General features: G+C 52.2%; 26 protein-coding genes. 19 read left to right on the top strand and 7 right to left on the bottom strand.

The annotated features are described in order from the left end of the window. Nucleotides 1–105 precede the first annotated feature (105 nt). The 11 genes from JOD78_RS27710 (at nucleotide 106) to can (ending at nucleotide 9,401) form a co-directional block, all read left to right on the top strand. On the top strand, nucleotides 106–1,011 hold the full coding sequence (locus JOD78_RS27710; RefSeq protein ID WP_209570167.1) for a LysR family transcriptional regulator: 906 nt from the start codon (nucleotides 106–108) through the stop codon (nucleotides 1,009–1,011). Nucleotides 1,012–1,153: 142 nt separating this feature from the next. Further along, nucleotides 1,154–1,819 (top strand): RraA family protein, encoded by a 666-nt coding sequence (locus tag JOD78_RS27705; RefSeq protein ID WP_209570166.1) that lies wholly within the window; start codon nucleotides 1,154–1,156, stop codon nucleotides 1,817–1,819. Between the two features lie 77 nt (nucleotides 1,820–1,896). Further along, on the top strand, nucleotides 1,897–3,087 hold the full coding sequence (locus JOD78_RS27700) for an MFS transporter (RefSeq protein ID WP_209570163.1): 1,191 nt from the start codon (nucleotides 1,897–1,899) through the stop codon (nucleotides 3,085–3,087). 140 nt (nucleotides 3,088–3,227) lie between these two features. Further along, nucleotides 3,228–3,911 (top strand): DUF2848 domain-containing protein, encoded by a 684-nt coding sequence (locus JOD78_RS27695; protein ID WP_209570161.1) that lies wholly within the window; start codon nucleotides 3,228–3,230, stop codon nucleotides 3,909–3,911. Nucleotides 3,912–3,980: 69 nt separating this feature from the next. After that, the gene (gene pxpB / locus JOD78_RS27690) at nucleotides 3,981–4,691 is read left to right on the top strand and encodes a 5-oxoprolinase subunit PxpB (protein WP_209570159.1); all 711 of its coding nucleotides are present in this window, start codon (nucleotides 3,981–3,983) and stop codon (nucleotides 4,689–4,691) included. Further along, the gene (locus tag JOD78_RS27685; protein ID WP_209570157.1) at nucleotides 4,688–5,665 is read left to right on the top strand and encodes a biotin-dependent carboxyltransferase family protein; all 978 of its coding nucleotides are present in this window, start codon (nucleotides 4,688–4,690) and stop codon (nucleotides 5,663–5,665) included. The genes pxpB and JOD78_RS27685 overlap by 4 nt, the downstream gene beginning before the upstream one ends. A 33-nt stretch (nucleotides 5,666–5,698) precedes the next feature. Next, a complete protein-coding gene (locus tag JOD78_RS27680; protein ID WP_209570156.1) occupies nucleotides 5,699–6,481 on the top strand; it encodes a 5-oxoprolinase subunit PxpA in 783 nt (260 codons plus the stop codon). 7 nt (nucleotides 6,482–6,488) lie between these two features. Beyond that, nucleotides 6,489–6,971: an acetyl-CoA carboxylase biotin carboxyl carrier protein gene (gene accB / locus JOD78_RS27675; RefSeq protein ID WP_209570155.1), complete on the top strand. Its 483-nt coding sequence runs from the start codon at nucleotides 6,489–6,491 to the stop codon at nucleotides 6,969–6,971. Further along, entirely contained in the window at nucleotides 6,968–8,320 is a 1,353-nt protein-coding gene (gene accC, locus JOD78_RS27670; RefSeq protein WP_209570153.1) for an acetyl-CoA carboxylase biotin carboxylase subunit, read from the top strand. Before accB ends, accC begins: the two co-directional genes overlap by 4 nt. Beyond that, on the top strand, nucleotides 8,317–8,718 hold the full coding sequence (locus tag JOD78_RS27665) for a hypothetical protein (RefSeq protein WP_209570151.1): 402 nt from the start codon (nucleotides 8,317–8,319) through the stop codon (nucleotides 8,716–8,718). The genes accC and JOD78_RS27665 overlap by 4 nt, the downstream gene beginning before the upstream one ends. Nucleotides 8,719–8,726: 8 nt before the next feature. Continuing rightward, entirely contained in the window at nucleotides 8,727–9,401 is a 675-nt protein-coding gene (gene can / locus JOD78_RS27660; RefSeq protein ID WP_209570149.1) for a carbonate dehydratase, read from the top strand. A gap of 10 nt (nucleotides 9,402–9,411) precedes the next feature. Here the strand turns inward: can and JOD78_RS27655 are convergent, their stop codons facing one another. Next, nucleotides 9,412–10,209, bottom strand: coding sequence for a GntR family transcriptional regulator (locus tag JOD78_RS27655; RefSeq protein ID WP_209570147.1), 798 nt, complete (start codon nucleotides 10,207–10,209; stop codon nucleotides 9,412–9,414). Between the two features lie 111 nt (nucleotides 10,210–10,320). On the opposite strand from JOD78_RS27655, the gene JOD78_RS27650 reads away from it, so the two are divergent. Both JOD78_RS27650 and JOD78_RS27645 read left to right on the top strand, forming a co-directional pair. Next, complete coding sequence (locus tag JOD78_RS27650) at nucleotides 10,321–11,676, top strand: MFS transporter (RefSeq protein WP_209570145.1); 1,356 nt, start codon at nucleotides 10,321–10,323, stop codon at nucleotides 11,674–11,676. A gap of 83 nt (nucleotides 11,677–11,759) precedes the next feature. After that, on the top strand, nucleotides 11,760–11,903 hold the full coding sequence (locus JOD78_RS27645) for a hypothetical protein (protein WP_209570143.1): 144 nt from the start codon (nucleotides 11,760–11,762) through the stop codon (nucleotides 11,901–11,903). A gap of 27 nt (nucleotides 11,904–11,930) precedes the next feature. Here JOD78_RS27645 and JOD78_RS27640 read toward each other — a convergent pair whose 3' ends face one another. Both JOD78_RS27640 and JOD78_RS27635 read right to left on the bottom strand, forming a co-directional pair. Next, on the bottom strand, nucleotides 11,931–12,605 hold the full coding sequence (locus JOD78_RS27640; RefSeq protein ID WP_209570140.1) for a GntR family transcriptional regulator: 675 nt from the start codon (nucleotides 12,603–12,605) through the stop codon (nucleotides 11,931–11,933). Continuing rightward, nucleotides 12,592–13,458, bottom strand: a complete 867-nt coding sequence (locus JOD78_RS27635) for a sulfurtransferase (protein WP_209570138.1) — start codon at nucleotides 13,456–13,458, stop codon at nucleotides 12,592–12,594. Before JOD78_RS27635 ends, JOD78_RS27640 begins: the two co-directional genes overlap by 14 nt. Before the next feature lie 156 nt (nucleotides 13,459–13,614). On the opposite strand from JOD78_RS27635, the gene JOD78_RS27630 reads away from it, so the two are divergent. The 5 genes from JOD78_RS27630 (at nucleotide 13,615) to JOD78_RS27610 (ending at nucleotide 18,790) form a co-directional block, all read left to right on the top strand. Further along, complete coding sequence (locus tag JOD78_RS27630; protein WP_209570136.1) at nucleotides 13,615–14,289, top strand: RraA family protein; 675 nt, start codon at nucleotides 13,615–13,617, stop codon at nucleotides 14,287–14,289. 79 nt (nucleotides 14,290–14,368) lie between these two features. Beyond that, nucleotides 14,369–15,361, top strand: a complete 993-nt coding sequence (locus JOD78_RS27625) for a tripartite tricarboxylate transporter substrate-binding protein (protein WP_209570133.1) — start codon at nucleotides 14,369–14,371, stop codon at nucleotides 15,359–15,361. 28 nt (nucleotides 15,362–15,389) lie between these two features. Continuing rightward, entirely contained in the window at nucleotides 15,390–16,757 is a 1,368-nt protein-coding gene (locus tag JOD78_RS27620; protein WP_209570132.1) for an LLM class flavin-dependent oxidoreductase, read from the top strand. Then, nucleotides 16,726–17,262, top strand: coding sequence for a tripartite tricarboxylate transporter TctB family protein (locus JOD78_RS27615; RefSeq protein ID WP_209570130.1), 537 nt, complete (start codon nucleotides 16,726–16,728; stop codon nucleotides 17,260–17,262). The genes JOD78_RS27620 and JOD78_RS27615 overlap by 32 nt, the downstream gene beginning before the upstream one ends. 13 nt (nucleotides 17,263–17,275) lie before the next feature. Then, a complete protein-coding gene (locus JOD78_RS27610; RefSeq protein ID WP_209570128.1) occupies nucleotides 17,276–18,790 on the top strand; it encodes a tripartite tricarboxylate transporter permease in 1,515 nt (504 codons plus the stop codon). 233 nt (nucleotides 18,791–19,023) lie between these two features. On the opposite strand, the gene JOD78_RS27605 is transcribed toward JOD78_RS27610, so the two are convergent. Both JOD78_RS27605 and JOD78_RS27600 read right to left on the bottom strand, forming a co-directional pair. Further along, nucleotides 19,024–20,199, bottom strand: a complete 1,176-nt coding sequence (locus JOD78_RS27605; RefSeq protein ID WP_209570126.1) for an FAD-binding oxidoreductase — start codon at nucleotides 20,197–20,199, stop codon at nucleotides 19,024–19,026. 79 nt (nucleotides 20,200–20,278) lie between these two features. Continuing rightward, nucleotides 20,279–20,587: a transporter substrate-binding domain-containing protein gene (locus JOD78_RS27600; protein ID WP_209570124.1), complete on the bottom strand. Its 309-nt coding sequence runs from the start codon at nucleotides 20,585–20,587 to the stop codon at nucleotides 20,279–20,281. A gap of 313 nt (nucleotides 20,588–20,900) precedes the next feature. Between JOD78_RS27600 and JOD78_RS27595 the strand changes: the two genes are divergently transcribed. Beyond that, nucleotides 20,901–21,704 (top strand): alpha/beta hydrolase, encoded by an 804-nt coding sequence (locus JOD78_RS27595; RefSeq protein WP_209570122.1) that lies wholly within the window; start codon nucleotides 20,901–20,903, stop codon nucleotides 21,702–21,704. 291 nt (nucleotides 21,705–21,995) lie between these two features. On the opposite strand, the gene JOD78_RS27585 is transcribed toward JOD78_RS27595, so the two are convergent. Then, nucleotides 21,996–22,199: a hypothetical protein gene (locus JOD78_RS27585; protein WP_245202326.1), complete on the bottom strand. Its 204-nt coding sequence runs from the start codon at nucleotides 22,197–22,199 to the stop codon at nucleotides 21,996–21,998. Nucleotides 22,200–22,352: 153 nt separating this feature from the next. Next, nucleotides 22,353–23,921 (bottom strand): IclR family transcriptional regulator C-terminal domain-containing protein, encoded by a 1,569-nt coding sequence (locus tag JOD78_RS27580; RefSeq protein ID WP_209570121.1) that lies wholly within the window; start codon nucleotides 23,919–23,921, stop codon nucleotides 22,353–22,355. Nucleotides 23,922–24,106 lie beyond the last annotated feature (185 nt).

Raw genomic sequence — 24,106 nt, 5'->3', positions numbered from 1 at the left:
AAATCCTATAGTTGAAAGTTGTTGGTTTTATATAATCTTGCTGTCAGATGCGGTTCTCACGTCAATCCAATTCAGAAAGACTGCTAAGAAAGGCCTGCAAAAATCATGATTAATTTCAGACTTGTACGTCATCTATGGATGTTTCTGGCCGTTGCGGAGGAACAGAGTTTCAGTCGAGCCGCCAGGAGATTGGGAATGTCGCAGCCGCCACTTACGGAGAACATTCAGATTCTTGAGCAGGCATTGAAAGTGAAGCTATTCGATAGGTCCCGAAAGGGCGCTCAGTTGACGTCGATTGGAGCTGCAATATTGCCTGCGGTCCGAAAATTTGCAGACCAAATGGACAATTTGGAGTTTGCGGTTACCGAGGCAATCGCCGGTCAGAAGGGAACGATGACCATAGGGGCTATCAGTTTCGCTCTTTTCAACGAATTGCCGCCGGTCTTAGACAAATTGCGCTGTAGCCAGCCTGACGTGACAATCGCGGTGAAAGAGATTGATAGCGTAGACGCAGTTCCATTACTGATGTCGGGAGAGATTGACGTCGCTTTCGCAAGGCTGGAAGGCGAAGTTGGCAATGGAATTAAGACCATGCCTCTAGCCGAGGACCGATTGGCAGTGGCTTTACCCGTGACCCATCCATTGGCAAAGTCAGCGCGCGTTCGTTTGGCATCACTTGCGGAAGAAGATTTCGTGATGTTTTCGCGGGAGGTGAGCCCGGTATATTTTGATTGCCTAACGGCTGCCTGCCGCGCAAGTGGCTTTGCCCCAAGAATATTACATGAAGTTCGGACCGTATCATCACAAACTGCATTTGTGGGGTGTGGCCAGGGAATTGCGCTGATTCCCCATGCTATGAAGAAAATTGCTCCGCAAAACGTGGTTGTTCGCCCCCTGAAGGAGGTAGTCAACGTTATTACGATGGCTGTTGCCTGGGATGGAACGCGAGAGAATCTTATGGTGAAGAAGGTTATTGAAGCCTTGTCTCCAGTGAAGAAAGGGCGAAATTAAAAGTGCTGACAACTCAAATCCGTAAAGAAAATCTATACGCAATTGCTATATGAAGTTTAAGAAAATACGAATTTACATATGAAATCATACGGCGGAAAGTACGAGAAGACAGATTTAACCACTCATAAATTTCTCGCCCGCCATGAGCCTCACATCTTTCACTATTCATCCTGCTGCACAGGTCGCGAGTCCTGCAACTATCTCCGCTCTGGAAAAGACTGTTGTTTCGCACCTTAGCGATAACTTGCAGCGTATGTCCGGAATTTACGCCTTGAGGCGCATCCATCGTGGGAAGAAATTGGTCGGTACGGCTTTTACCGTCAAAGTCCGCCCAGGAGACAACCTCCTCATTTACAAGGCTTTGACATTGCTCCAGCCAGGCCACGTATTGGTCGTAGATGGTAGCGGACATGAAACCAACGCGTTGGTGGGCGAGTTAATCATGCTGTACGCACAGCAGCGAGGCTGCGCAGGTTTCGTTCTGGACGCGGCGGTTCGGGATACCAATGCGTTCTACGAAGCTGATTTTCCTTGTTACGCACGGGCGGTAAGCCACCGAGGTCCCTATAAAAATGGTCCCGGAGCAATCAATGTTCCAGTTTCGATTGACGGACAATTGGTCAATCCTGGTGACTTGATTGTTGGCGATGAAGACGGCATTGTCACATTCCCTGCTGAGGCCGCAGATGCGCTCATTTCAGCAGCTCAAAAAACTCTCGAGCACGAAGAAAAAATCAAAGCTGAGATATCGAATGGAAAGGTTGAGCAGGATTGGCTCCACAAAGTTCTTTCTCCATTTGGGCTGTAAATTGAAGCGGTCCATGACGCATAAAGACGTGTTGGCGTTGAGTGGGCCGATTCTGAGCATGCTCTGAATCTTCTGAGATGGCTGTTAACCGAAAAATTGGTATTGCATCGGTTGTTCTGTTGGCGGCCGCCCAGATTCTCATTTGGGGAGGAACATTCTTTCTCCTGGCAGTCTTGGCAACGCCAATCTTATTGGACACGGGTTGGTCGAGAGCTGCTGTCTTTGGCGCGCTCTCCTTAAGTATTTTTGTCTCTGGACTATTAGCCCCAGCAGTGGGGAGAAGAGTAGCAAGTCACGGCGGACGAGGGATGTTGATTGCCTCTGGGTTCATCTCAGGCGCTGGGCTATTGATGGTGGCATCGGCTCACAATCTCGTTGTGTTCTATCTTGGTTGGCTCGACTTGGGTGTCGCTATGGCCTTGGGCCTATATGACGCGTTGTATGCGACTCTCGGACGGAGTTTTCAGCAAAACGCCAAAGGTGCTATTACCAGTATCACTCTGTTTTCAGGCCTTTGTACCAGCATCGTATGGCCAGGTATTGCCTGGCTCATCGAATGGCTTGGCTGGCGAGGCGCTTGCCAGGTATATGCCCTCATTTTGCTCGTGACGGTTGGTCCTATCTATTTTTTTGCGCTTCCAAGAGAAGGCTTTGAAAATGTCAGCGCAAAGGCCAATGACGAAAAGAGTGTGTCGATTGGGAAGGGATTGTTTGTACAGATTGCCGCAATCTTCACTATTGCAGCAATCATCATGGCGGCGATGTCCATACTGCTCGTGTCGATATTGCATGAGCAGGGATATTCTCTCCCTGTAGCTATCGCGTTAGCCGGGTTACTTGGTCCCAGCCAAGTTGCGGTTCGAATCTTGGATTTGGCCATTAAGGCCGTGCATCCGAAGTGGATGACTCTGGCCTCCGTAGGAAGTGTTCTCGCAGGAATTCTCCTCATTCTCGCCATTCCCGATATTGCCTTTCTAGGTGTTGTTATTTACGGCGCTGGAAATGGGTTGCGGTCAATTGTCCGAGGAACACTTCCCTTAGCGATAACTTCGTCCGCCGATTATCCGGTGTTGCTCGGACGGCTCGCGCGTCCGGCATTGATTGGTCAAGCGGCTAGTCCGCTCGTTTCGGGATGGTTATATGAACATTACGGTGCGCACCAAAGCCTTTTGGTCTTAGCCGCACTTTCGGCAATCAATACCATTCTCTGCTTTGTTCTAATTCGTGGGCTTTCGCGTCCCCGTACTGCTGAGCCTTCTGCCCATTGATGGGATTGAAACATTTGCAAATTCGAAAATATCGAATTTGATGCTTGCAAAAACATTTATAAAAATTGTATGCTTGTCTGCATGCGTTGTGTATACACGGAAGTATGCACAAATTTTGTGGAACATCATAGGAGACGGTCGTGAATCTCAGTTTTTCTCTTCCCGGAGGGGAAGTTATTGGCGTCAAGGTCACCCAGGTTCTGAATGGCGGCTTTTCAGGCCGCACAAGGGAGAAAGTCCAAGCGCACATCGATGAGTTGGCGCATTTGGGCGTCGCCCCTCCAAAAGTCATTCCCATCATGGTCCCTATCTCTCCATATTTGGCTCAGCAGACTGGCCAGGTATGGGTGCCGCATGACCGCACTTCTGGAGAAGTGGAGTGGGGCTTGGTGGTCGCTGACGACGGGCAGGTACTCTTGACTCTGGCTTGCGACCATACCGACCGTGCCCTGGAAGTCCACGGCATTGCTTGGTCGAAAAACGCCTCTCCAGACGTTCTGTCGGATTCTGCGTGGAAGTTAAGCGAGGTCGAAGACCACGTTGACCAGCTCCAGCTTCGAGCATGGGTGACGAATGACGGCATCGAGTCCGAAATCCAATCCGCGTCGCTGGAGGAGCTTCTGCCACCTTCACATTGGGTAGAGCTATTGCGCCAGCGCGGGCTCTTGAACCCTGGAACCGTGCTGATATCTGGTACCGTGAATATGCATGAGGGTGTTAATCAGTTCGCGAGCCGCTGGCGCGCGGAATTGTATGACCCGGTCCTGAACCGCACCCTGACGCTTTGCTATGACGTGAAGCGTCTGCCCGAGCCAATCATCTAACGAATGATGTGAGCCCCCAGGGCGAGATGCTCTGGGTTGCGCATTACCCTGTCCATGAGTGTCAATGCAATGAACGCCTCAATTAAATCGGCCACGCAAGTTGCTGCAGCCGGCTTTGCCAAAGTATTGGTTCATCCGGCTGGAAGCTTTGGCTTGCTGTTGGACGCGGCGCAAAGGGAATTTAGCCAGATTACGCAAGAAAAAATCTGGGTACTGGCAAAACTTCTGAAAGAAGATGGGGTGCTGCCTGGCGTGCGTGAGACCGTACCCGGCATCAACAATCTTCTTGTGGTCTTTGAGCCGACCAACTTCTTCCCGATAGATGCGACCGAACATCTACTTTCTCTCTGGGCGAACTTGGAGGTCGAGCAGAGAACAGGGCTAGATATTGAAATCCCGGTGACATACGGAGGGGAGTATGGAGAGGACCTTGCTGAGCTAGCTGGAGAAGCAGGCCTACAGATTGCAGATTACGTGAAATTGCATAGTTCTGCGACATATTCTGTTGCGTGTATTGGCGCGTATCCGGGCTTTGCATTCATGACAGGCCTACCACCACAGTTGGCGAAACCACGTCGGAAGACACCACGCCTGAAAGTGTCCGAAGGTGCGGTCATTATCGGTGGGCAGCAAGCAGGCGTGTTGCCATGTACGGCTCCATCAGGCTGGCACTTACTCGGCACGACGGACGTGAAAGTATTTGATGCGACCAACCCGACACCATGCTTATTCGCCGCTGGCGACCGAGTCCATTTCCGTATCAGGAGCATTGAAAAATGATTGAAATTCTAACGTCAGGTGCTCCGAATGTTGTTCAAGATTCTGGCCGCGCAGGCTTCCTGGACATAGGTGTAGGAAGAAGTGGCGCAATGGATGCGAAGGCATTCGTCATTGCCAATGCCTTGGTCGGTAATCCACTTGGTGCCGCTGTCATTGAAATAAATCTGTTCCCATTTAAGGTGCGCTTTCAGAAGGGGACAGTATTCGCCTGTACGGGAACGGATAGTCGAGTTCTGCTTGACGGGAAAGCCCAGTCTCCCTGGTGGGCGCGGCGTGCAGAGGCTGGCCAGGTGCTAACAATCGAACAGCCCAAAAATACCGCTCGAGCATATCTGGCAGTCGGTGGTGGCATTGATGTGCCTGAAATTATGGGGTCGCGTGCGACAGACCTGAAAAGTGGATTCGGTGGCAGCGCGGGAAAAGGCTTGCGGCGAGGCGAAATACTTGCGTGCGGCCAGGTTCAATACAACAAGCTAGGAACGGCTGGTGTAGGTGTCCTTCCCGACGGACTTTCCGATTTTTGGCAAGAGCTTGCAACACGAAGAATTCGCTTGCGGGCTATTCCCGCCGCTGAGTATGGCCTGTTTGATACGGCAGCTCGTGAGGCCTTCGTCTCAACCGACTACAAAATCACCCCTGACGCCAACAGACAAGGCTATCGACTTAGCGGTGAGGCACTGCACTTGAGAGAACCTGTCGAGCTTTTCTCGCACGGTATTGTTCCCGGCACAGTGCAGGTGCCTCCCTCTGGGCAGCCAATTATTCAACTTGCTGAAGCAAATACATGTGGTGGATACCCAAAGATTGCGACAGTGATTGATGCGGACTTATGGCGCCTAGCCCAAGCACCTATTGGTATTGCGGTGCATTTTGAGCTCATTAGCCAAAGTGATGCAATTGACCTTACGACCGCTCAAATAAAAGAAGTCGCCTCATTGCAATCGTCCTTAGAGTTGCTATCCGGACGCAGCTGACATTCAACCAATTTTAAAGATACGAGGTTCAAAATGGCTACATCGACTGACACACTTTGCATTGACTTGAATTCGGATATGGGTGAGGGATTCGGCGCATATCGAATGGGCGACGATGAGGCGATTCTTAAAATCGTTAGCTCCGCGAACATTGCCTGTGGTATGCATGCCGGCGACCCTGAAATCATGGCCAAGACGTTCAAATTGGCAAAGGAGCGTGGTGTCGCTGTCGGGGCTCATCCAGGATTCCCAGACCTGTGGGGTTTCGGTCGACGCATCATTCCTCTTACACCTGGCGAAATCGAGCGCGTTGTTGCTTATCAGATTGGCGCAGCTCAGGCGCTTTCTACTTATGCAGGGCACCCCATCACCTACGTGAAGCCACATGGTGCGCTGGGCAACCTTACTCAGACAGATGTGGAAGTGTCGTCGGCCATCGCGAGAGCAATTAAAGCTGTCGCCCCTTCGTTGAAAATCTTGACGTTCGTTAATGGCGCTTTGGAGCGCATCGCAGGTGAAATGGGGATGCAAACTTGCGCAGAGGTATTTGCTGACCGCGCGTACACAGATGAAGGGCATCTAGTTCATCGTAAGGTGCCTGGCGCCGTTCTGCATGATGTAAATGAGGCCGCGGCACGGATGCTGCGGATGGTTCAGGCCGGAGGTATCGAAACTATCTCGGGCAAGCTTATTCCCGCCAAAATCGAATCAATTTGCGTGCATAGCGATACGCCAGGCGCTATCGAAATGGCCGCAGAGGTTCGCCGTCGACTCGAAACTGCAGGCGTAACCATTAAAGCATTCGCCGGGGTGTGAGATGGCCATGGACATCAAGTACGTATCTGGCTTGGTCGATATTCTTGAGCGCTCATCTTTGGCGGAGTTGGAGTACCTGGACCAGGGCATGCATATTCGGCTCAGTAAGAGCTTGAATCCAGGTGCTGGCCACGCTGAAGTTCGAGCACAAGAAGTGCCGGTGGCACCATTCTCATCGGACGCGACGCCAAATGATTCACCGCAACCGACTCCTCAGGAAGAATCTTTACCAAGGAATATGGAGGAAATTCTATCTCCCTTGGCTGGTGTCTTTTATCGCGCACCGTCTCCTAAAGACGCTCCGTTCGTCAGCGTTGGCGACCATGTGAAGGAGGGGCAACAACTGGGAATTATTGAGGCAATGAAGATGCTCAATCCAGTTGAAGCCGAATTTTCAGGCCGTATCGTGAAAATTCTGGTCGAGGACGCCGCAAATGTTGAGGGGCAAGCTGTACTTTTCGAAATTGAGAAAAGTGGGGGCGAGTCTTGAAGAAAGTTCTAATTGCCAATCGCGGTGAAATTGCTCTACGCATCTTGAGAGCCTGTAAGAAGCTAGGCCTGGCCACAGTGGCGGTTCATTCAGATGTGGATGCAGGTCTTCGCCACGTATCACTTGCTGATGAATCAGTCTGCATCGGACCAGGCCCCGCAGCACAAAGCTATTTGAACCAAGCAGAAATTCTGTTGGCTGCCAAGCTAACTGGTGCCGATACTATCCATCCTGGATATGGATTCTTGTCCGAGAACGCCAATTTCGCGCAGGCGGTAGAGGAAGCTGGACTAATTTTCATTGGCCCTCCTTCGTCTGCTATCCGAAGAATGGGTGACAAGGTAAGCGCTAAAAAGGCGATGCTTCATGCAAATGTGCCTTGTGTCCCAGGTTCAGGGGACGCGCTCAGTGGAAATGGAAAAGAAGCTGAAGACTTGGCCGAAGCCATTGGATATCCCGTCATCATCAAAGCGTCTGGAGGAGGGGGCGGTCGAGGAATGCGCGTGGTTCGTTCGAAAGCGGAGCTTGCTAGCGGCATAGCCATGACCCAAGAGGAGGCTGGAAGAGCTTTTGGCAATCCGGAAGTCTATCTCGAGAAGTTCTTGGAGCATCCGCGCCATATCGAAATTCAAGTGTTGGCCGACTCCCATGGAAATGCTGTTTGGCTCGGTGAGCGAGACTGCTCTATGCAAAGGCGCCACCAAAAGGTGATTGAAGAATCGCCGGCGCCAGGAGTGCCACGAGTCGCCATTGAGAAAGTCGGCGAGCTTTGCGCCAAGGCCTGTGTGGAGATTGGCTATCGAGGTGCTGGAACGTTCGAGTTCCTCTATGAAAACGGTGAATTTTTCTTCATCGAAATGAACACTCGTGTACAAGTCGAGCACCCTGTCACTGAGTTGGTGACGGGTGTAGATATCGTCGCAGAGCAGTTAAAAATTGCACGTGGAGAGACGCTTTCTTTTACTCAGAAAGATATCCAGTTCACTGGGCATGCGATTGAGTGCCGAATCAACGCTGAGAATCCAGAAAATTTCAGGCCATCCCCAGGCATGGTTTCCAAGTGGATTGCTCCAGGTGGCCCGGGCATCCGTGTTGAATCCCATCTTTACTCTGGATATACCGTTCCATCTTCGTACGATTCGTTAGTGGCGAAGCTCCTTGCGCACGGTGACACCAGAGATGAGGCCATCGCACGTATGCAGGTGGCATTGGACGAAGTGCACCTCGAAGGCATCGAGTCAAATGTTCCCTTGCATCAGAGATTGATGAAGGATGGTGGATTTGTCGATGGCGGATTTGACATTCACTATCTTGAACGGCGTTTGCAAACTTTGGAGCAGAGCAAATGATTTCCCTGGTCGAAGTTGAATATCTAATCAAGAAAATTGAGCGCAGCTCAATTCGAACCTGCGAAGTTTCAAGTGGAAGCTCTAAGCTCATTTTGAAAGCTCAGGTCGGTGGTACATCCAATGAGCCATTGGGGAAAAAAACCTCAAAAGAGCATAAGGCAACGAGCCCTGCTGTCATCAAGGCGCCTCACGCTGGCGTTTTCTATGCTCGTCATCCATTGCATCCGGCAGACTCAGATGATGCCGACACCGTGGCAACGGAGGTCGCTGGATATTTGCGGATTGGCTCTGCACTGAGTGCGGTAACAAAGAGCTCGGCGGTGACACTGGGGAATCAGCTGGTGCCAGACGGAACCCGTGTGGGATTCGGTACGCCGCTTTATGAAATCGACGAATAGAGCGGACCATGGCGCGAATTTTGAATGATTTGCTACAGAAGAATCGAGAATGGGCCTCCGGCGTTCAGTCCCGAGACCCTCAGTTCTTTAGCTCTCTTTCGCAACAGCAAGCTCCAAAATACTTATGGATTGGGTGCGCGGATAGCCGCGTGCCGGCCAATGAGCTGGTTGGTTTACGGCCGGGAGAGCTTTTTGTGCAGAGAAACGTCGCGAACATGGTCGCACATTCTGACCTCAACTGCCTCTCTGTTCTCCAGTATGCGATAGACCACCTGGCGGTGGAGCATGTCATTGTCGTTGGGCATATTGGTTGCGGCGGTGTATTCGCCGCATTAAAGGACTTGAAGATTGGCTTAGCCGGTAACTGGGTTCGACATGTTCGTGACGTCATCGACCGCCATGGAGAATGGATCGACACATTGCCCGTTAATCGCCAATGGCCGGCAGCCTGCGAGCTAAATGTGCTTGACCAGGCACTGAATGTCACCAATACCAGCGTTGTTGTCGAGGCGTGGGAGCGAAAGCAGTCCGTCACCGTGCATGCCTGGATTTACGACCTCGGTAACGGAATATTGCAGGATTTGCAGTTTAGCGCGGACAGCAGCGCTGTTGTGCGCAATACCTACCAAAAGGCATTGCAAGGATTGAAGAATCGATATCTCCAAGAAGCATCACTGCCGTAATTATTCGCCTTCAGATTTTCTTTAGACCTTCAGCGGTTTTCAAAATATGACCACTCAGGGCCGCTATGGCTGCACTCAAATCATGAGCTTTAAGTGCATCCAGAATGGCCTGATGTTCGGCCATAACCTCTTGCTGCCGGTCTTGGGTCGACAACAGAAGCCTAACGCCCATTCGAATCTGACGAGTGCGCAGGTCCGAATAAATCTTCGTCATCAGAGAGTTGCCAGCGCCCCGCACAAGCGCCAAGTGAAATTCAGTATCCCAACGATTGAACTCTCGCTCGGCGCCATGACCGGTTACCCGAGCTTGGTGCTCAAGCGCTATTTGCATAGCTTCAATTGGGACGCGATTGTTTGCAATTACGTCATGAGCGGCTTTGGTTTCAATCATCTCCCTGAATTCCAGAACCTCTTCAATTTCTTGATATTTGACAGGAGGAATGTAAGCGCCATGACGAGGTACCAATTCGATTAGGCCTTCTGCACTGAGTAACAGAAAGGCTTCGCGAACTGGGGTGCGAGAAATATTACCAATCCGATTCGCGACATCTTCTTCAGTAATGAATGTGCCTTGTGTGCTCGGGTCTGGGAGCAACTCTTCACGCATGAAGTTATAGGCGCGGACCCGGCTGGATTGTGTGGTTTCTTTTTGCATACAGTGAGTATACATCATTCGGCGCTCCCCAGAATGGGATTTCCAGTGACCGGTTTCCTGGTCGCACAGATTAAGTGCAAAGGAGGTAAAAACCGAAAAAATATCGCCCCGTTTTAAGGCTTGTGACACGATTTTTGCACCGTCGCGAGTCATACAATATCTATGTAAGTGTTTGATTAAAAAAGAGATTGACGATGTGGAAATTGCGCGTATAAAGTGTGTATGCGTATTACATACGTCTGTGTATACAAATAGGAGATTCGAATGCAACAGGGGACGGCGGTACAAAAAAAGGCTGCAGGAGCAAGAGCCTTTATTGGCTCAGCGACTGGTACTAGCCTTGAGTGGTATGACTTTGCAATTTATTCAACAGCTTCCGCGCTTATCTTTGGAAAGGTGTTCTTCCCGTCGTCAGACCCGATGTCCAGCACATTGCTCGCATTTGCAACCTACGGGGTCGGTTATGCCGCACGCCCTATTGGGGGATTAGTATTTGGACGCCTTGGCGACATCATTGGCCGTAAGAACGTTCTGGTATGGACTCTTCTTCTGATTGGTATCGCAACGCTCGGTGTGGGCTTGATTCCAGGGTATGCGTCCATCGGATTGTGGGCACCGGCGATTCTGGTATTTCTGCGTCTTTGCCAAGGAGTAGGTGTTGGCGGGGAATGGGCCGGCGCGGTCTTGATTTCCAGCGAGCATGGTGACGCGAAAAATAGTGGCTTGCGTGGCTCTGCCGCACAAATAGGCCCTCCGGTCGGTAATCTCTTGGCAAACGGGGTTTTGGCCCTTCTGGCCGGATTCTTGACGACAGAAGAATTCCAGGATTGGGGGTGGCGAATCGCCTTCCTGCTTTCTGCCGCCCTGATTGCGTTTGGTCTGTGGATTCGCCTTAAAGTAGAAGAGACACCAGTGTTTGAAGAGCTTAGGGATAAAGGCGAGGTGACCAAGGCGCCGCTCACCGAGGTCTTCAAGTACGAGTTGCGCTCATTGGTTGCTGCGACATTGGTTCGAATCTGCCCAGACGTGATGTACGGTATGTCGACGGTTTTCATCTTGACCTACGCAACGAAACAGCAGGGGCTGACACCAGGTCAAGCAATGACAAGCGTGGTGATTGGTTCCGCAGTGCAGACACTCATGGTCCCGGGAGCAGCGTATCTTTCGGACCGGCTCAATCGTCGCAAGGTGTATGCATTCGGCGCGGTCTGCTCAATGCTTTGGCCGTTCATCTTCTTCCCTTTGATGGGGAATGTCGGTTACGGCGGCGTGATTGCAGCTGTAATCGCAGGTCTCTTCTGTAACTCAATGATGTATGGACCGCAGGCGGCATTGGTGTCTGAGCAGTTCAGCCCCAAGCGTCGATATGCCGGTAGTTCCCTGGCTTATACCTTCGGCGGACTCTTGGGTGGTGCAATTGCTCCCTTCACATTCACTTACCTCTTAGGGAAATACGGCACCTGGCAGCCAATCGCCTACTACATCGTTGGTGTCGCAGTCGTTACTCTCCTGGGAGTTCGTCTGGCTAAGAATCCTGACCATTGGAGCGGCGAAGGGGCTACCGCGGGGAAGACGAAGCCTGAGCAAGGCCCGGTACGTGATGGAATTGCGCGAGTATGACGAGGCTCTAATCTAAGCGTAGTTCGAACTTGGATGATGACGGCCGAAGATGCAGGGTCGGCCGTCAATCCAATGGAGGAATAATGGAACATCAAATCTGGCAAGCCTCAATGTCTGTCGACGAGCCGATGTCTAATAGCTACCACAAAGATTTTGCAATGGCCTACCGGAATATGATGGCGCTCAATGTGATTTTTCTGGCAGTGGTGTTGGCAATTCTTTTTTGAATTCGCTCATTTAAAAATCTATAGGTTCTATTCTGAGTTTCGCCTTGCTATCTTAAGGCGCTTCCACGTAGCTCTGATATGGTCGTCCATCAGAGCTCGCGCAAGATTTGCATTTTTTCTCTCAATGGCACGAGTGATGCTAATGTGGTCGTTTACGCTCGTCGATAGCTCCTCGTCTGTGTAGTACAGGAATGAGCCAGTCACTCGGCGCACGTCAATGAGAGTCGCGACGAAGTGAGAGAGGCGTGGAGAGCGAGCCGCGCTGACAATAATTTGATGAAAGCGTCGATTAACGTCTTGGATGTCGGTAAGAAAATTCTCATGTTTACTTTGGATCAATAAGGACATTTTCGAATTGAGCGCCTCAAGCTCTTTTACGTGTTCATCGTCACGTCGCTCTGCCGCCAGTGCCGCGGCATGTGATTCCAAATGCGCTCTTAAATCAAAGACTTCGTCATTGTCTGAGTCCGTCCACGGTGCGACTAGAACTCCTCTGTTCGGGGCGGATAAAAGCATTCCATCATCTTCGAGTCGCTGAAATGCAGCGCGAATGGGCGACCGGCTAATCCCAAGCTCTTCGGAAAGTGTGAGTTCTTTCAGGCGAGTGCCGGGAGGGTACTCGCCGAGAGAAATCCGTCTTCTGAGAAGAGCGTAGACTTCCTCGGCAGACCCGCGTCGATTCAAGGCATTAGCAGTAGTCATGTGCGGACTTTTCTTTTGGTGTATCTGCCCGGTTGCTCCAGTCACTCCAGCTGCCAGCATAGAGGAGTGGAGAGCCGAAGCCTGCCAACTCCATGGCCAATATGTTGGGAGTGGCGCTAACGCCGCTGCCACAGTAGTGGATTACAACTTTGGTATCTGTATTCATTAGTTGTGAAAACTCGGCCTGGAGGACGTTTGGTGACTTAAACGTGCCATTATCGAGGAAATTCGACACAAACGGTCTGTTGACGGCGCCCGGTATGTGGCCTCCAACGCTGTCTATCGGTTCAAAAGCGCCTGCATAGCGAGCGGGCGCACGAGCGTCAATCAATAGAGTGTCGGGCGCATTTAACTTGGAAAGTACCTGGTCGGCATCGACTAATGACAGAAGTCCTTTGCGGACCGAGAAATTCCCCGTCGCCGGCCTGGGAATGGCCGACGTTGTCGTACCACCATTTTCTTGCCAGGCTTTCAGTCCTCCATCGAGGACCGCGACGTTTGAATGCCCCAGCCACTTGAGCATCCACCAAAGTCGAACGCAAAAATTCTGCATGTTCCGGTCATAAACCACGACTAGCGAATCGTTTGAAACTCCTTTGGTACGGAGCCATTGAGCAAAGTCTTCTGGCTTTGGCAGCGGATGGCGACCGCCTGATACTCCCTCTTTGTCATGTGCGCTCAAATCAAGATGCATATCCGCGAAGAGGGCCCCAGGAATATGTTCCTCTTCATATTGCAGCCGACCTTTCCCATGGTCGGAAAGGTCGAACGTACAGTCAAAGATTGACAGTGGGGCGCCCGTACCTTGAAGGTGGAGCAGTTCAGTCGAGTTGATAAGTGGAGATGTTGGCATGGAAATCATTTGAAGTTACGGGATTGTATATTTTTTGTTTTTATGATTTTGATGTCAACGGCGAAAATATACTAAATATATGCAAAATGGGTAGTTCAATAAAATACAATAAAAAACAATAATGCCGTCTTCCATCAGTCATTAAAGGAAGAAATCATGGCAGCTAATCGTCTCGGCGCTCGTATCTCGCCCGATTTTGAGCGTGTCTCAAAACAAATCATTGAGGTCGCTCGTGGCATTCCTGCAGCGGTCATCGGCGATGTGTCACATCGTCTGTTCAGCTTTCGCGCTGGTTTCCAAAACTACTCCAAGAAGGCTTTGACCCTGGCAGGCCCGGCGTTCACCGTGAAGGTGCGCCCTGGGGACAACCTCTTCCTGCATAAAGCGCTGGACATAGCACAGCCCGGAGACATCATCGTTTGCGACGCTGGCGGGGCCTTGGAGAACGCAATTATTGGCGAAATGATGGGGCGCTATGCAGAGTCCCGCGGCATCGCCGGCATCATCATCGATGGTGCCACCCGAGATGCGGCTGGCTTGGCAACGCTGCCAATCCCTGTGTACGCCCGTGGATTGACGCCGAATGGCCCTTGGAAGTCAGGTCCTGGCCAAATCGGCTATCCAGTGGCTGCAGGTGGCGTGGTGGTGAACGCCGGTGACCTAGTCGTTGCAGATGAAGATGGAGTCATTGTGTTGCCCAAGGCCGATGCTGAGGCAATCATCGAAATCGCCAAGAAGCATGTGCATACCGAAGAAAAATGGGCCGAGCAGATTCGCAATAAAGAATGGCCGCGTGGCTGGGTGGACGACGCTATCGCGCAAATCGGCTGATTATCGACCACCTTTGACCTGAATGAAACGACGGAGCCGTGGCTGACGCGGCGGAGCTGTCGCGAGAGTAGGAGCGAACATGAACAAGAAAATCACCCTTGCAGTGAAGCGAGCCTTGCTGGGTAGCGTTTTTCTGGGGGCCACATCATTGACCCATGCTGAAGCGCCCGCAACATATCCGACAAAGGCGATTCGTCTGGTCGTACCTCAGTCGCCAGGCTCCGTCGCTGATGTCATGGCGCGGGTATTGAGTAAGCCGCTTGGTGCTCTGCTGAGACAGACCATTGTGGTCGAGAATCGCCCCGGTGGAAGTGGTGCTATCGCCGCTCAAGCTGTGGCTAGGGCCGAACCTGATGGCTATACCATCCTGGTAGGCTCTATCAGCACGAACGGCGGCTTGCTTTCGTCGATTGATTCATCACTGCCATATGACGACCTGAAGGATTTTGAGCCCATTACTCAAATCAATGATGCACCGTTGGTCATAATCACCAGCACTCAATCGGGTCTCAACTCGTTGGCCGATGTAGCGGCGCGCGCCAGGAAAGAGTCAGGAGTCCTGACTTATGGTTCCGGAGGAAACTCTAGTGGCTCTCGCTTTGTGGTCGAGTTGCTCCGCCTAGACGGTAAGTTGAACATGCGCCATATCCCATATCGTGCGCCAGCTGAAGCGGTGAGGGCGGTGGTCTCTAACGAAGCCACCATAGGTGCTCCGGCGTTGCCTGGAGCGCAGGCTCTTATCGAGGCTGGACGTCTGAAGGCACTTGCCGTGACCGCGGACCGACGTTCCCCGTTACTCCCGAACGTACCAACTACTGTCGAATTGGGCTATCCATCAGCCGTGCTTTACAACTGGACCGGTCTGTTCGCCCCGGCCCACACCCCAAAGCCCATCATCGAGAAATTGAATGCGGCTGCGCGGAAAGCACTGACTGACCCCGACGTTGTGAAGGTAATCCATGATTCCGGCGCCAGTGTCGTATCCCAAAGCCCAGACGAATTCCACAAGTTCGTGGAGTCCGAGGTGCGCAAATGGCACAAGGCTGTCAAAGACACAGGTATTCAGCAGTAATCAGAATCGACGCTCGCAGGAAATCGTTATGACCACCAATAAGAAAATGCTGAGGCTGAATGCCTTCCTTTTAAACACTGGCCACCATATCGCCGCTTGGAGGCATCCGAATGTACCGGCCAATAGGGCCTTGGACTTCAGCTATTACCGCGAAATCGCCGGCATCGCTGAAGCAGCGAAATTCGATGCGCTATTCCTCGCAGACCACATCGGTATCAACCAAGCCAGTGGCGAAGACATCGAGGTGCAACAACGGTCTGCGCGAGCTGTGTTCTTTGAGCCTCTTACCCTGCTCTCTGCATTGGCGGTCGTAACCAAGCATATCGGGCTGATTGCCACCGCCTCGACCAGCTATCACGAGCCATACAACCTTGCTCGAAAGTTCGCATCACTTGACCATCTGAGTAAGGGTAGGGCAGGTTGGAATGTCGTGACTTCAGCCTCAAACACAGAAGCCTATAACTTCGGACTGGCGCGCCAAACGCCTCATGCCCTTCGTTACGAGCAGGCAGAAGAATACGTTCACGTGGTTAAGGGCCTTTGGGAAAGCTGGGAGGATGATGCATTTCTCATCGATAAGCAGAGTGGGCGTTACTTTGATCCATCAAAGCTCCATGCGCTCAATCACAAGGGAAAACACTTCCAAGTAGCTGGACCTTTGAATATCGCTAGAACGCCGCAAGGGCATCCTATCGTCGTTCAAGCGGGCTCCTCCGAGCCTGGACAAGAATTGGCCGCAAAGACCGCGGAGGTAGTGTTCACTGCGCAGCAAAACTACGATACAGCCCATGCGTTCTATAAAAGCTTGAAGTCTCGCATGCCGAAGTACGGTCGGAATCCAGACGAATTGAAGATTATGCCGGGGATGTTCGTCGTCGTTGGCGAAAGCCAGGCGCACGCTCAGGAGAAGTTGGAGGAGCTGCAGGCATTGCTCCCACCTGAAGTGGGTGTGGGTCTACTCTCATCCCAGATGGGCAGTATCGACCTAAAGCCCTATCCGATTGATGGCCTGTTCCCGAAAAACCTCAAGGAACCAGAAGGACACAAGGCACGCTTCCAGTTGCTGTCTCAAACAGCATACCGTGATGGGCTGACTATTCGCCAGCTCTATGAACGTACGGCACCAGCACGAGGCCATTGGACGGTGGTCGGTACTGCGGAGCAGGTTGCTGACCAGATGCAGGAATGGCTTGAAGGAGAGGCAGCAGATGGCTTCAACGTCATGGCGCCATCATTCCCTGGTGGTCTGCAAGACTTCGCGAAGCACGTCATCCCCGAATTGCAGCGTCGCGGCATCTTCCGTCAGGAGTACGAGGGAGCAACTTTGCGCGACCGCTTAGGTCTTAAGAGACCCGAGTCAATTCATGTCGGTGCCCGTCAAGAGCAGAACAGCTAAAGGGACAGCGATGAAAGAGGGTCAACAAAGATTCTTTACCGGAATTCTCTTTGCAGGTGTCGGGCTACTGTTCGGCATCGGAGCATGGCGCCATTACCCCCTTGGTACTTCTGCAAGCATGGGGCCGGCCTACTTCCCGGTGCTATTGAGTTCGGTTCTGGTAGCCATTGGATTACTGGTGTTGTTGCAGGCGGACTGGCCTCAACGCCCTTTTTTCAATTTTGACGTTGAAAAGGCGAGAAATCTGCGCCCGTTGATTTACGTGTTGGCATCGAACTTTCTCTTTGCGATTCTACTGAAGGGGGTGTCAAGCATCGGTATCACAGAGCAAGGACTGGTTCCGGCGGTCTTCGCCGCCACATTCGTCGCAAGCATGGCTAGCAATGAGCATCGCACCAAGCCAGCACTCATTCTGGCTGGCGTTCTTTCGGCGTTCTTCTACATAGTCTTCGTACTGGCGATGGGCATGCCGATTGCAGCATGGCCCAACTATTTTTCGAGCTGACATAGGTGCACAAATGGAATTTCTGGATAACTTATCCCTCGGGTTCAGCGTTGCGCTGACCGTGCACAACGTGTTGTATGCCTTTGTAGGTTGCCTGCTGGGTACACTGATTGGTGTGCTGCCTGGTGTAGGACCTGTGGCCACGATTGCGATGCTGCTGCCGATGACTTACAGCCTTTCGCCGGTCTCGGCGCTGATTATGTTGGCTGGAATTTATTACGGTGCCCAATATGGCGGTTCGACTACCGCAATTTTAGTGAATCTTCCTGGCGAGTCATCTTCAGTTGTTACGACGCTAGACGGTCACCAAATGGCGAAAAAGGGGCGTGCAGGGCCAGCCCTGGCTGCTGCTGGTATTGGGTCGTTTGTTGCCGGTACGGTTGGCACTCTGGTGATTGCGGTCTTCGCTCGACCGCTGACAGAGCTTGCATTTAAATTTGGGACTGCTGAATACTTTTCGTTGATGGTACTTGGCCTAGTTGGTGCCGTTGTCTTGGCCTCGGGAGAGCTACTCCGAGCAATTGGAATGATTATGGTCGGAATGTTAATAGGCACCGTTGGCATGGATGTTACATCCGGTGTTACCCGATTCTCTCTGGGAGTTCCGGAGCTGGCTGACGGGATTGACTTTGTCGTGGTCGCGATGGGAGTTTTCGGTTTCGGAGAGATTGTTTCCAATCTCTGCACTGACAGCGGCTATCGTGGCCTACAAAGTGCGAAGGTGGAGGGCGTAATGCCCACTCGACAGGATTTGCGTGAGATGGCACCGGCGGTGCTTCGGGGCACAACAATTGGTTCGATTTTAGGGGTCCTTCCCGGAGGAGGTGCGCTTCTAGCAGCATTCGCCGCCTACACATGGGAAAAGAAGGTCAAGCTCAAGGCCGGAGAACTGCCTCTGGGACATGGCAATATCCGCGGCGTCGCCGGGCCGGAGTCAGCAAATAATGCTAGTGCTCAGACCTCCTTTATTCCATTGTTGACGCTTGGCATTCCACCAAATGCCGTGATGGCCCTAATGGTGGGCGCGCTGACCATTCATAGTATTCAACCGGGGCCGGAGGTAATGCGTACCAATCCCGACTTATTTTGGGGTCTGATAGCCTCGATGTGGGTAGGAAATGTGATGCTCATTATCCTCAATCTACCTCTTGTCGGCATTTGGGTCCGATTAGTAGCAGTGCCATATCGTTGGCTCTTCCCAGCAATCGTCATGTTCTGCGCTTTCGGTGTTTACACGACCAACAATAGTGTGTTTGACGTTTGGCTTCTTGGATTATTTGGATTGTTTGGCTTCGTAATGAACCGCTTAGCATTGGAGGCAACACCACTTCTTCTTGGAGTGATATTGGGGCCACTAATGGAGGAATACCTTCTGCGAACCCTTATGTTGTCGAACGGGAGCTGGAGTGTGCTGGTAACTCGACCAATTTCGGCAAGCTTGCTCGCGGCTGCCGCGATACTTGTATTCGCTACAGTTTTGCCAAATGTTCGCAAAAGTAGAGATGTCGTCTTCACGGAGGCTTCCTAGAAATCACATGCACAAATTTGATGCCAATGATCTGCCTGCTTGAACGTGTCAGTGACGCGGCGGTAGCTGATCCTGCTTCATCAGCTTCAATACAGATAGCTTGAACTTCACATCGTACTTCGCCATGAACTGCACCCCAAAGGTTGGATTTATGTCCAACTTTTGGGGTGCAGTTCACTACAGCGGTATTTTTTCGCTTGAGCGCTACTGACATCCGCATGAATGTCAGTCTGCTACAGGATTCCCAGTTCCGGGTATGGCTGGTTTTTCTCGACTCGTTCGTAGCCAAGAGCGGTCAGGTCAATGGATTGGAATTTTCCATGAATAACTAGCTCAGCAATGGCCCGGCCGGCAGCTGGGGCATGCATCATGCCATGGCCCGAAAAGCCCGCTACCGTATGCAGGTTAGGCAACCTAGAGTTCCATGAACCGATGACCGGATTTCCGTCCAGCTCGTTGACTTCGTAGAGGCCAGACCAGGTGCGATGGCATTTAGCTGCTTCGAACGCTGGGAAGCGATGTGCGACAGCCGGCCAGACAACATTTTCGAAATAGTCGTGGTCGATGTCAAAATTGAATCCGCGAGTCACAGAGCCATCAACTAGGCCGCCGGAGAAACCCTTGCCTTCGGAGCGGAATGCCAAACGGGCGGTGTCCTTCACGTATGGCAGCTGCTCCACTGGGCTGCCGGCCGTGAAGTAGTGTTCGAAGCGACGCACCGGCGAGATTGGTAGATTCATGCCAAACATCTGAGCGACCTGGCCGGACCAGGCGCCGGTGGCATTGACAAAGTGTGTGGCGTTGATGACTGAGCCGCTTTCCAGAGTTATCGATTTGGCCTGGTTTTGAGTGACTTCAGCGCTAACCACCTTGCCATCGATATAGGTTGCGCCAAGTTCAACAGCCTTCCGACGGAAGCCCCACAGCAGGCCATTGGGGTCACACCAGCCGTCTTCGGGGGTATGAGCTCCGGCGCCCAGGTCATCGACGTACATCGAAGGGAATTTGTCCTTCAGTTCGCTGGGAGTCAGTAGGTCGACGACGCAGCCCTGCGACTTTTGGAAAGCAACGTTACGCTCCAAGGCCTTGGTTGCATCTGGGGGAACGATAAACAGGTAGCCACCCTGGACCCAATCTACTGGGGCGGGCCGTCCCTTGGCTGTCATTAGGTTCTCGAAATTCTTGATGAAATCGATGCTGAATAGCGACATCGCGATATTCTCAGCTGCCGTGAATTGGACACGGCAACCTCCCGATGAGCGTAGCGCTGAGGCAAACTCGTATGTCGAATCGGGTTCGATAACGCAAATCGATAGGGATGCGTGTTCCTTGAGTAGAAAATAAGCAGTGCTGGAGCCGACGACGCCGCCTCCGATGACGGCGACGTCAAAATTTCGAGCAGTGGTCATGATTGTCTTTGATTTGGTTAAGTCCATTCTTTTTTAAAACGTACGCGCGGGATTGCCTGAGTCGATGATTCCATAGAGCTCAACGGGGAGTGTTTTCCACTGATGATGACGCCCTCTGGGGCTTTTCGGTGGCAGCCAGGGCGGTCAGCAGAATTCCGTCCATGGCGAAGGCAGTCGCACGATCCGTTTCCACCACCAAGAACGCTTCCGCATGGTCGCGTGTCGACAAAACGGTCATGCCAAAGCTTCGCTCGGTATTGATGGCGGTGCTTTGCTTGAGGTTGACGGTGCCAGCTGTGGAGATGACGACTTTTCCTCTCAAGTCGTTGATTTTCTTAATGTTAGACGACTTCTTCGAAAGAATAATGGATACGGCGGAATTTGTCATTGCAGCGCGGGGGATGTTCCGCTACGACCATGGCTTCGTCTGTTAAAGAGGCAAGATCGTAGATAGGCGCTGATTAAAGCTGCTTTCCCACTAATGAAATCAAATTGAAGGACCGAAATTAAGGCATCTTAATAGGAACCTCTATTTCGGGTTGACTGCGGTCAAGAAAGGCTGCTTCTGAGCATTCACTATAGTCTTCCGCTTATAGGAATTAGCTAATCGAGAATTAATAAAAACGGAATTTACATATGGATTAGAAGGCGCGATAGTAAGTGAGACGTTGTTCCTTCCGTGTCCATACCTAAGTACCTATATGAACTCTGAACTATCTCACTCATCCTTAGAAACTGTAATCGAGGGGGTGGAATTAAGGTTATCTATACTCAAACGCCAAGGTAAAAAAGATCCCGTAGTTTTTCTTCATGGATTTGGGTCAACAAAGGAAGATTTTGCTGATTTTGTGCTTCAACGGGAATTTGATGGACATCCATTTTTAGCGATTGATGCGCCCGGTTGTGGAGAGACCTGGTGTTCTGATCTCTCGCGTGTAGATATTGACTTTCAGGTGAAAGCTGCGCTTGCAGCTACTGAATACCTAGGCTTCAATAGATACCATTTAGTTGGGCACTCAATGGGTGGCTTAGGCGGTCTTCTTTTGAGTCACCGTTACCCAGAGCGTGTTTTGAGTTTCGTAAATATCAAAGGAAATCTTGCATCAGAAGACTGCTTCCTTAGTAGGCAGATACTCGATTATCCAGTGGATGACATACGCCGATTCTTTGATGATTTTATTGAAAGGGCGCGGCTATCTTCGCAGTACGGCAGCGCTCTATACTCATCAAGCTTGCGAGCAAAGGTTCAGCCAGAGGCGATTAGAGGCATCTTCAGCAGTATGGTCGAGTTATCTGATCGGGGAGATTTGCTCCGCAAATTCATAGATTTGAAGTGCAAGAAAATGTTCATGTACGGGGAGCAGTACAGAACATTGAGCTACCTCAAGCTCTTACAAAACGAAGAGCTAGAACTGCTAGAAATCCCTCATTGCGGACATTTTCCTATGTATTCCGCTCCGCAAACGATGTGGATGGCGATCTCTAAGTTGCAGAAGATGAATTGATTCATTAGTAGCACTTGTTCATATCGCGTGCGGTGAAGTAGTAGTTGTTGATTTGCATTGAAAACTGACCCACTTATGGAGTGAACCCCTCGGGCTGGACCAAGGTTGGTCGAGAAACTAAGCCGCTTTCCGAACAAGTTGTGCTTCGAACTGGTTAGGTGATTGATAGCCCAGCACCGAGTGCATACGCCGTTCGTTGTAAATCTCTTCGATGAAGTATGGCAGTCTCGCTGCCACGTCGTCGAATTTCTCATATCCGGCCAGATAAACCTCTTCGACCTTAAGCGTCTTCTACTCTGCAACCGTCGACGCAGCAGCATCTTCTGCATCCAGCTCACCGCGATCAAACTGCCATAACCACATCTGCATGAGATTAGCCGACAAGTTATGAGTCTTGAGCGCCTCGCGTCGCCCAATCTTGCCGCTGCGGATATCGCTGCAGATCTGTATCTTGAATTGCGGGCTGTGCCGCCGATATGGACCTCGTGATGCCATGATGTCGCTCCTCCTGAGAAGGCTCGACAAGCGTATCAATTCATCTCCGGGCCTTGGTCCAGCCCGAGGGGTTCACTCCAAAAGTGGGTCAGTTTTCGATGCAACTCAACACTGCCGGATTTTTCTCGTTAAAATGCTAACCTAACTACTGAATTAAACGTTAAGTTCGAAAAGATGGCCGGAAAGTGGGGCCCGTTTCAGTGTTTCTAACGGAACCGGATGGCGTGCGGTGGTGATGAAGAGCCGATCGAGATTCTCACCACCCAAGCACAGCCCGGTCGGGTAGGGAACGGGAAGTGCCACGGAACGGTCGCAGCTGCCATCCTCGCGCAGGTGGATCACGTTCCAACCGTCGCGCAGGGCTGCCCACAGTCCACCCTCATTGTCAAATTCGAGAGCCGTGATCGACCCCGAGGCCTTGGGAACGCTGGCCAACCGCTTTAGCGACGACACGCCGGGGCGCAGGATGAAAATCGCGCCTGATTCGGGTGCGGTGGCATAGAGTTGCTTGTTCCAGGAGTTCCAGCGTATACACGTCACAGGTTCGGGAATCGACCAGGCTACCTTGAAGTTGCCACCCGCATCGAGCTGTCCGATCAGTGCGCCATTGACCGATTCGACGGCCACCCAGATGTCTTCACCTTCGCCTGCTTCCAACGAAACAATTTCCAGGTTGCGCCATTCCCAGTGCGGATGCACACCATGATCGTCGACCCGCAGGGCACCGTTCTGATGCGTCAACAGGAGATGGTCCTGGCGCGGCAACATGCCCGTGACCGGTTGCTCCAAGTGCAGGATTTCCTCCGAGCCGCCGGGGTGATACGTGCGCAGTGTCGGTCCCAGAGCATCGATCCACACCAGTCGGTTACGTCGTGTGCACCAGCGCGGGCTGGCGCCATACAAGGCCATAGTGCTGGCTTCGGCCACGCGGCAGCCATCGGCTGGCAAGGTCTTCAGAGGGCTCAGGCGACTGCCGATGTAGCGGGCAGATTCGGCGATCTGTGGTCCCAGTAGTTCCAGCCGCGTACGACTGAGGCGAAACGCTGGACCGGCCACGCTGATGGCACCGCGTACTACGCCATCCTGGTCGATCACTGCCGCGCCCACGCAGCGCACGCCGGAGACGATTTCCTCATCATCGATGGCGTAGCCGCGCATGCGAATGGCTTGCAGCTCGGTTGACAGGGCGCGCCGGTCTGACAGCGTCATGGGCGTAAACTTGCGCATGCTGACATTTTTCATCACGGCGTCGCGGGAGGTGCCGTCCATGGCGGCCAGCACGGCCTTACCTTGGCTGGTGGCGTAGACACTCTTGCGAAAGCCGACGGCGGTATTGGAGCGTAGACTATGGCCACCGTCGAAACGCTCCAGTGAAACGATATTGCTGCCCTCCAGCGCACCCACATAGGCGGTCTCGTTAGTCAGGTCGCGCAATTCACGCAATTCGTCGCCAGCGGCCATGACCAGTTCGGGCATGGTGTAGACCTGCTTGGCGAAGTCCAGGCAGCGTGATCCTAGGCAATACACTTTCTTGACCGGATCATGGCGCACCAGTCCGCGCAGCACCAGTGTGGCCAGAAGCCGATAGGTGGTGGTGCGGGGCAGGCCAACGGCCGCCGAGATCTCCATGTGGCTCAGTCCACCCGGGCGCAAACCGATGGCATCGAGGACATCGATTGCCTTTTCTAGGGCGCCAGTGCCGTCGCCTGGGTTGTTAGCCATCTTTTACCGCCTGTCTCAGATTTTGGAATATGTACGTCCGGGTGGGGCCGGCGTCGCTTTGTCGATGCTTTCATTTTGCAGACGGCGCCTTAGAATTACCAAACCTCGAAAGAAGGGGATTGCCCGGCTGTTCCAATATGTGGAACGCAGTATAAGCCCGGCGTGCGCTCGCGTTCAGCCCGATC

It is taken from the genome of Herbaspirillum sp. 1130 (assembly GCF_017833835.1).
In the GTDB taxonomy this organism is placed as follows: Bacteria; Pseudomonadota; Gammaproteobacteria; order Burkholderiales; family Burkholderiaceae_D; genus Herbaspirillum; species Herbaspirillum huttiense.
Note: the sequence above shows the minus strand (reverse complement) of the source record. Positions and strands in the feature narration are given on the sequence as shown.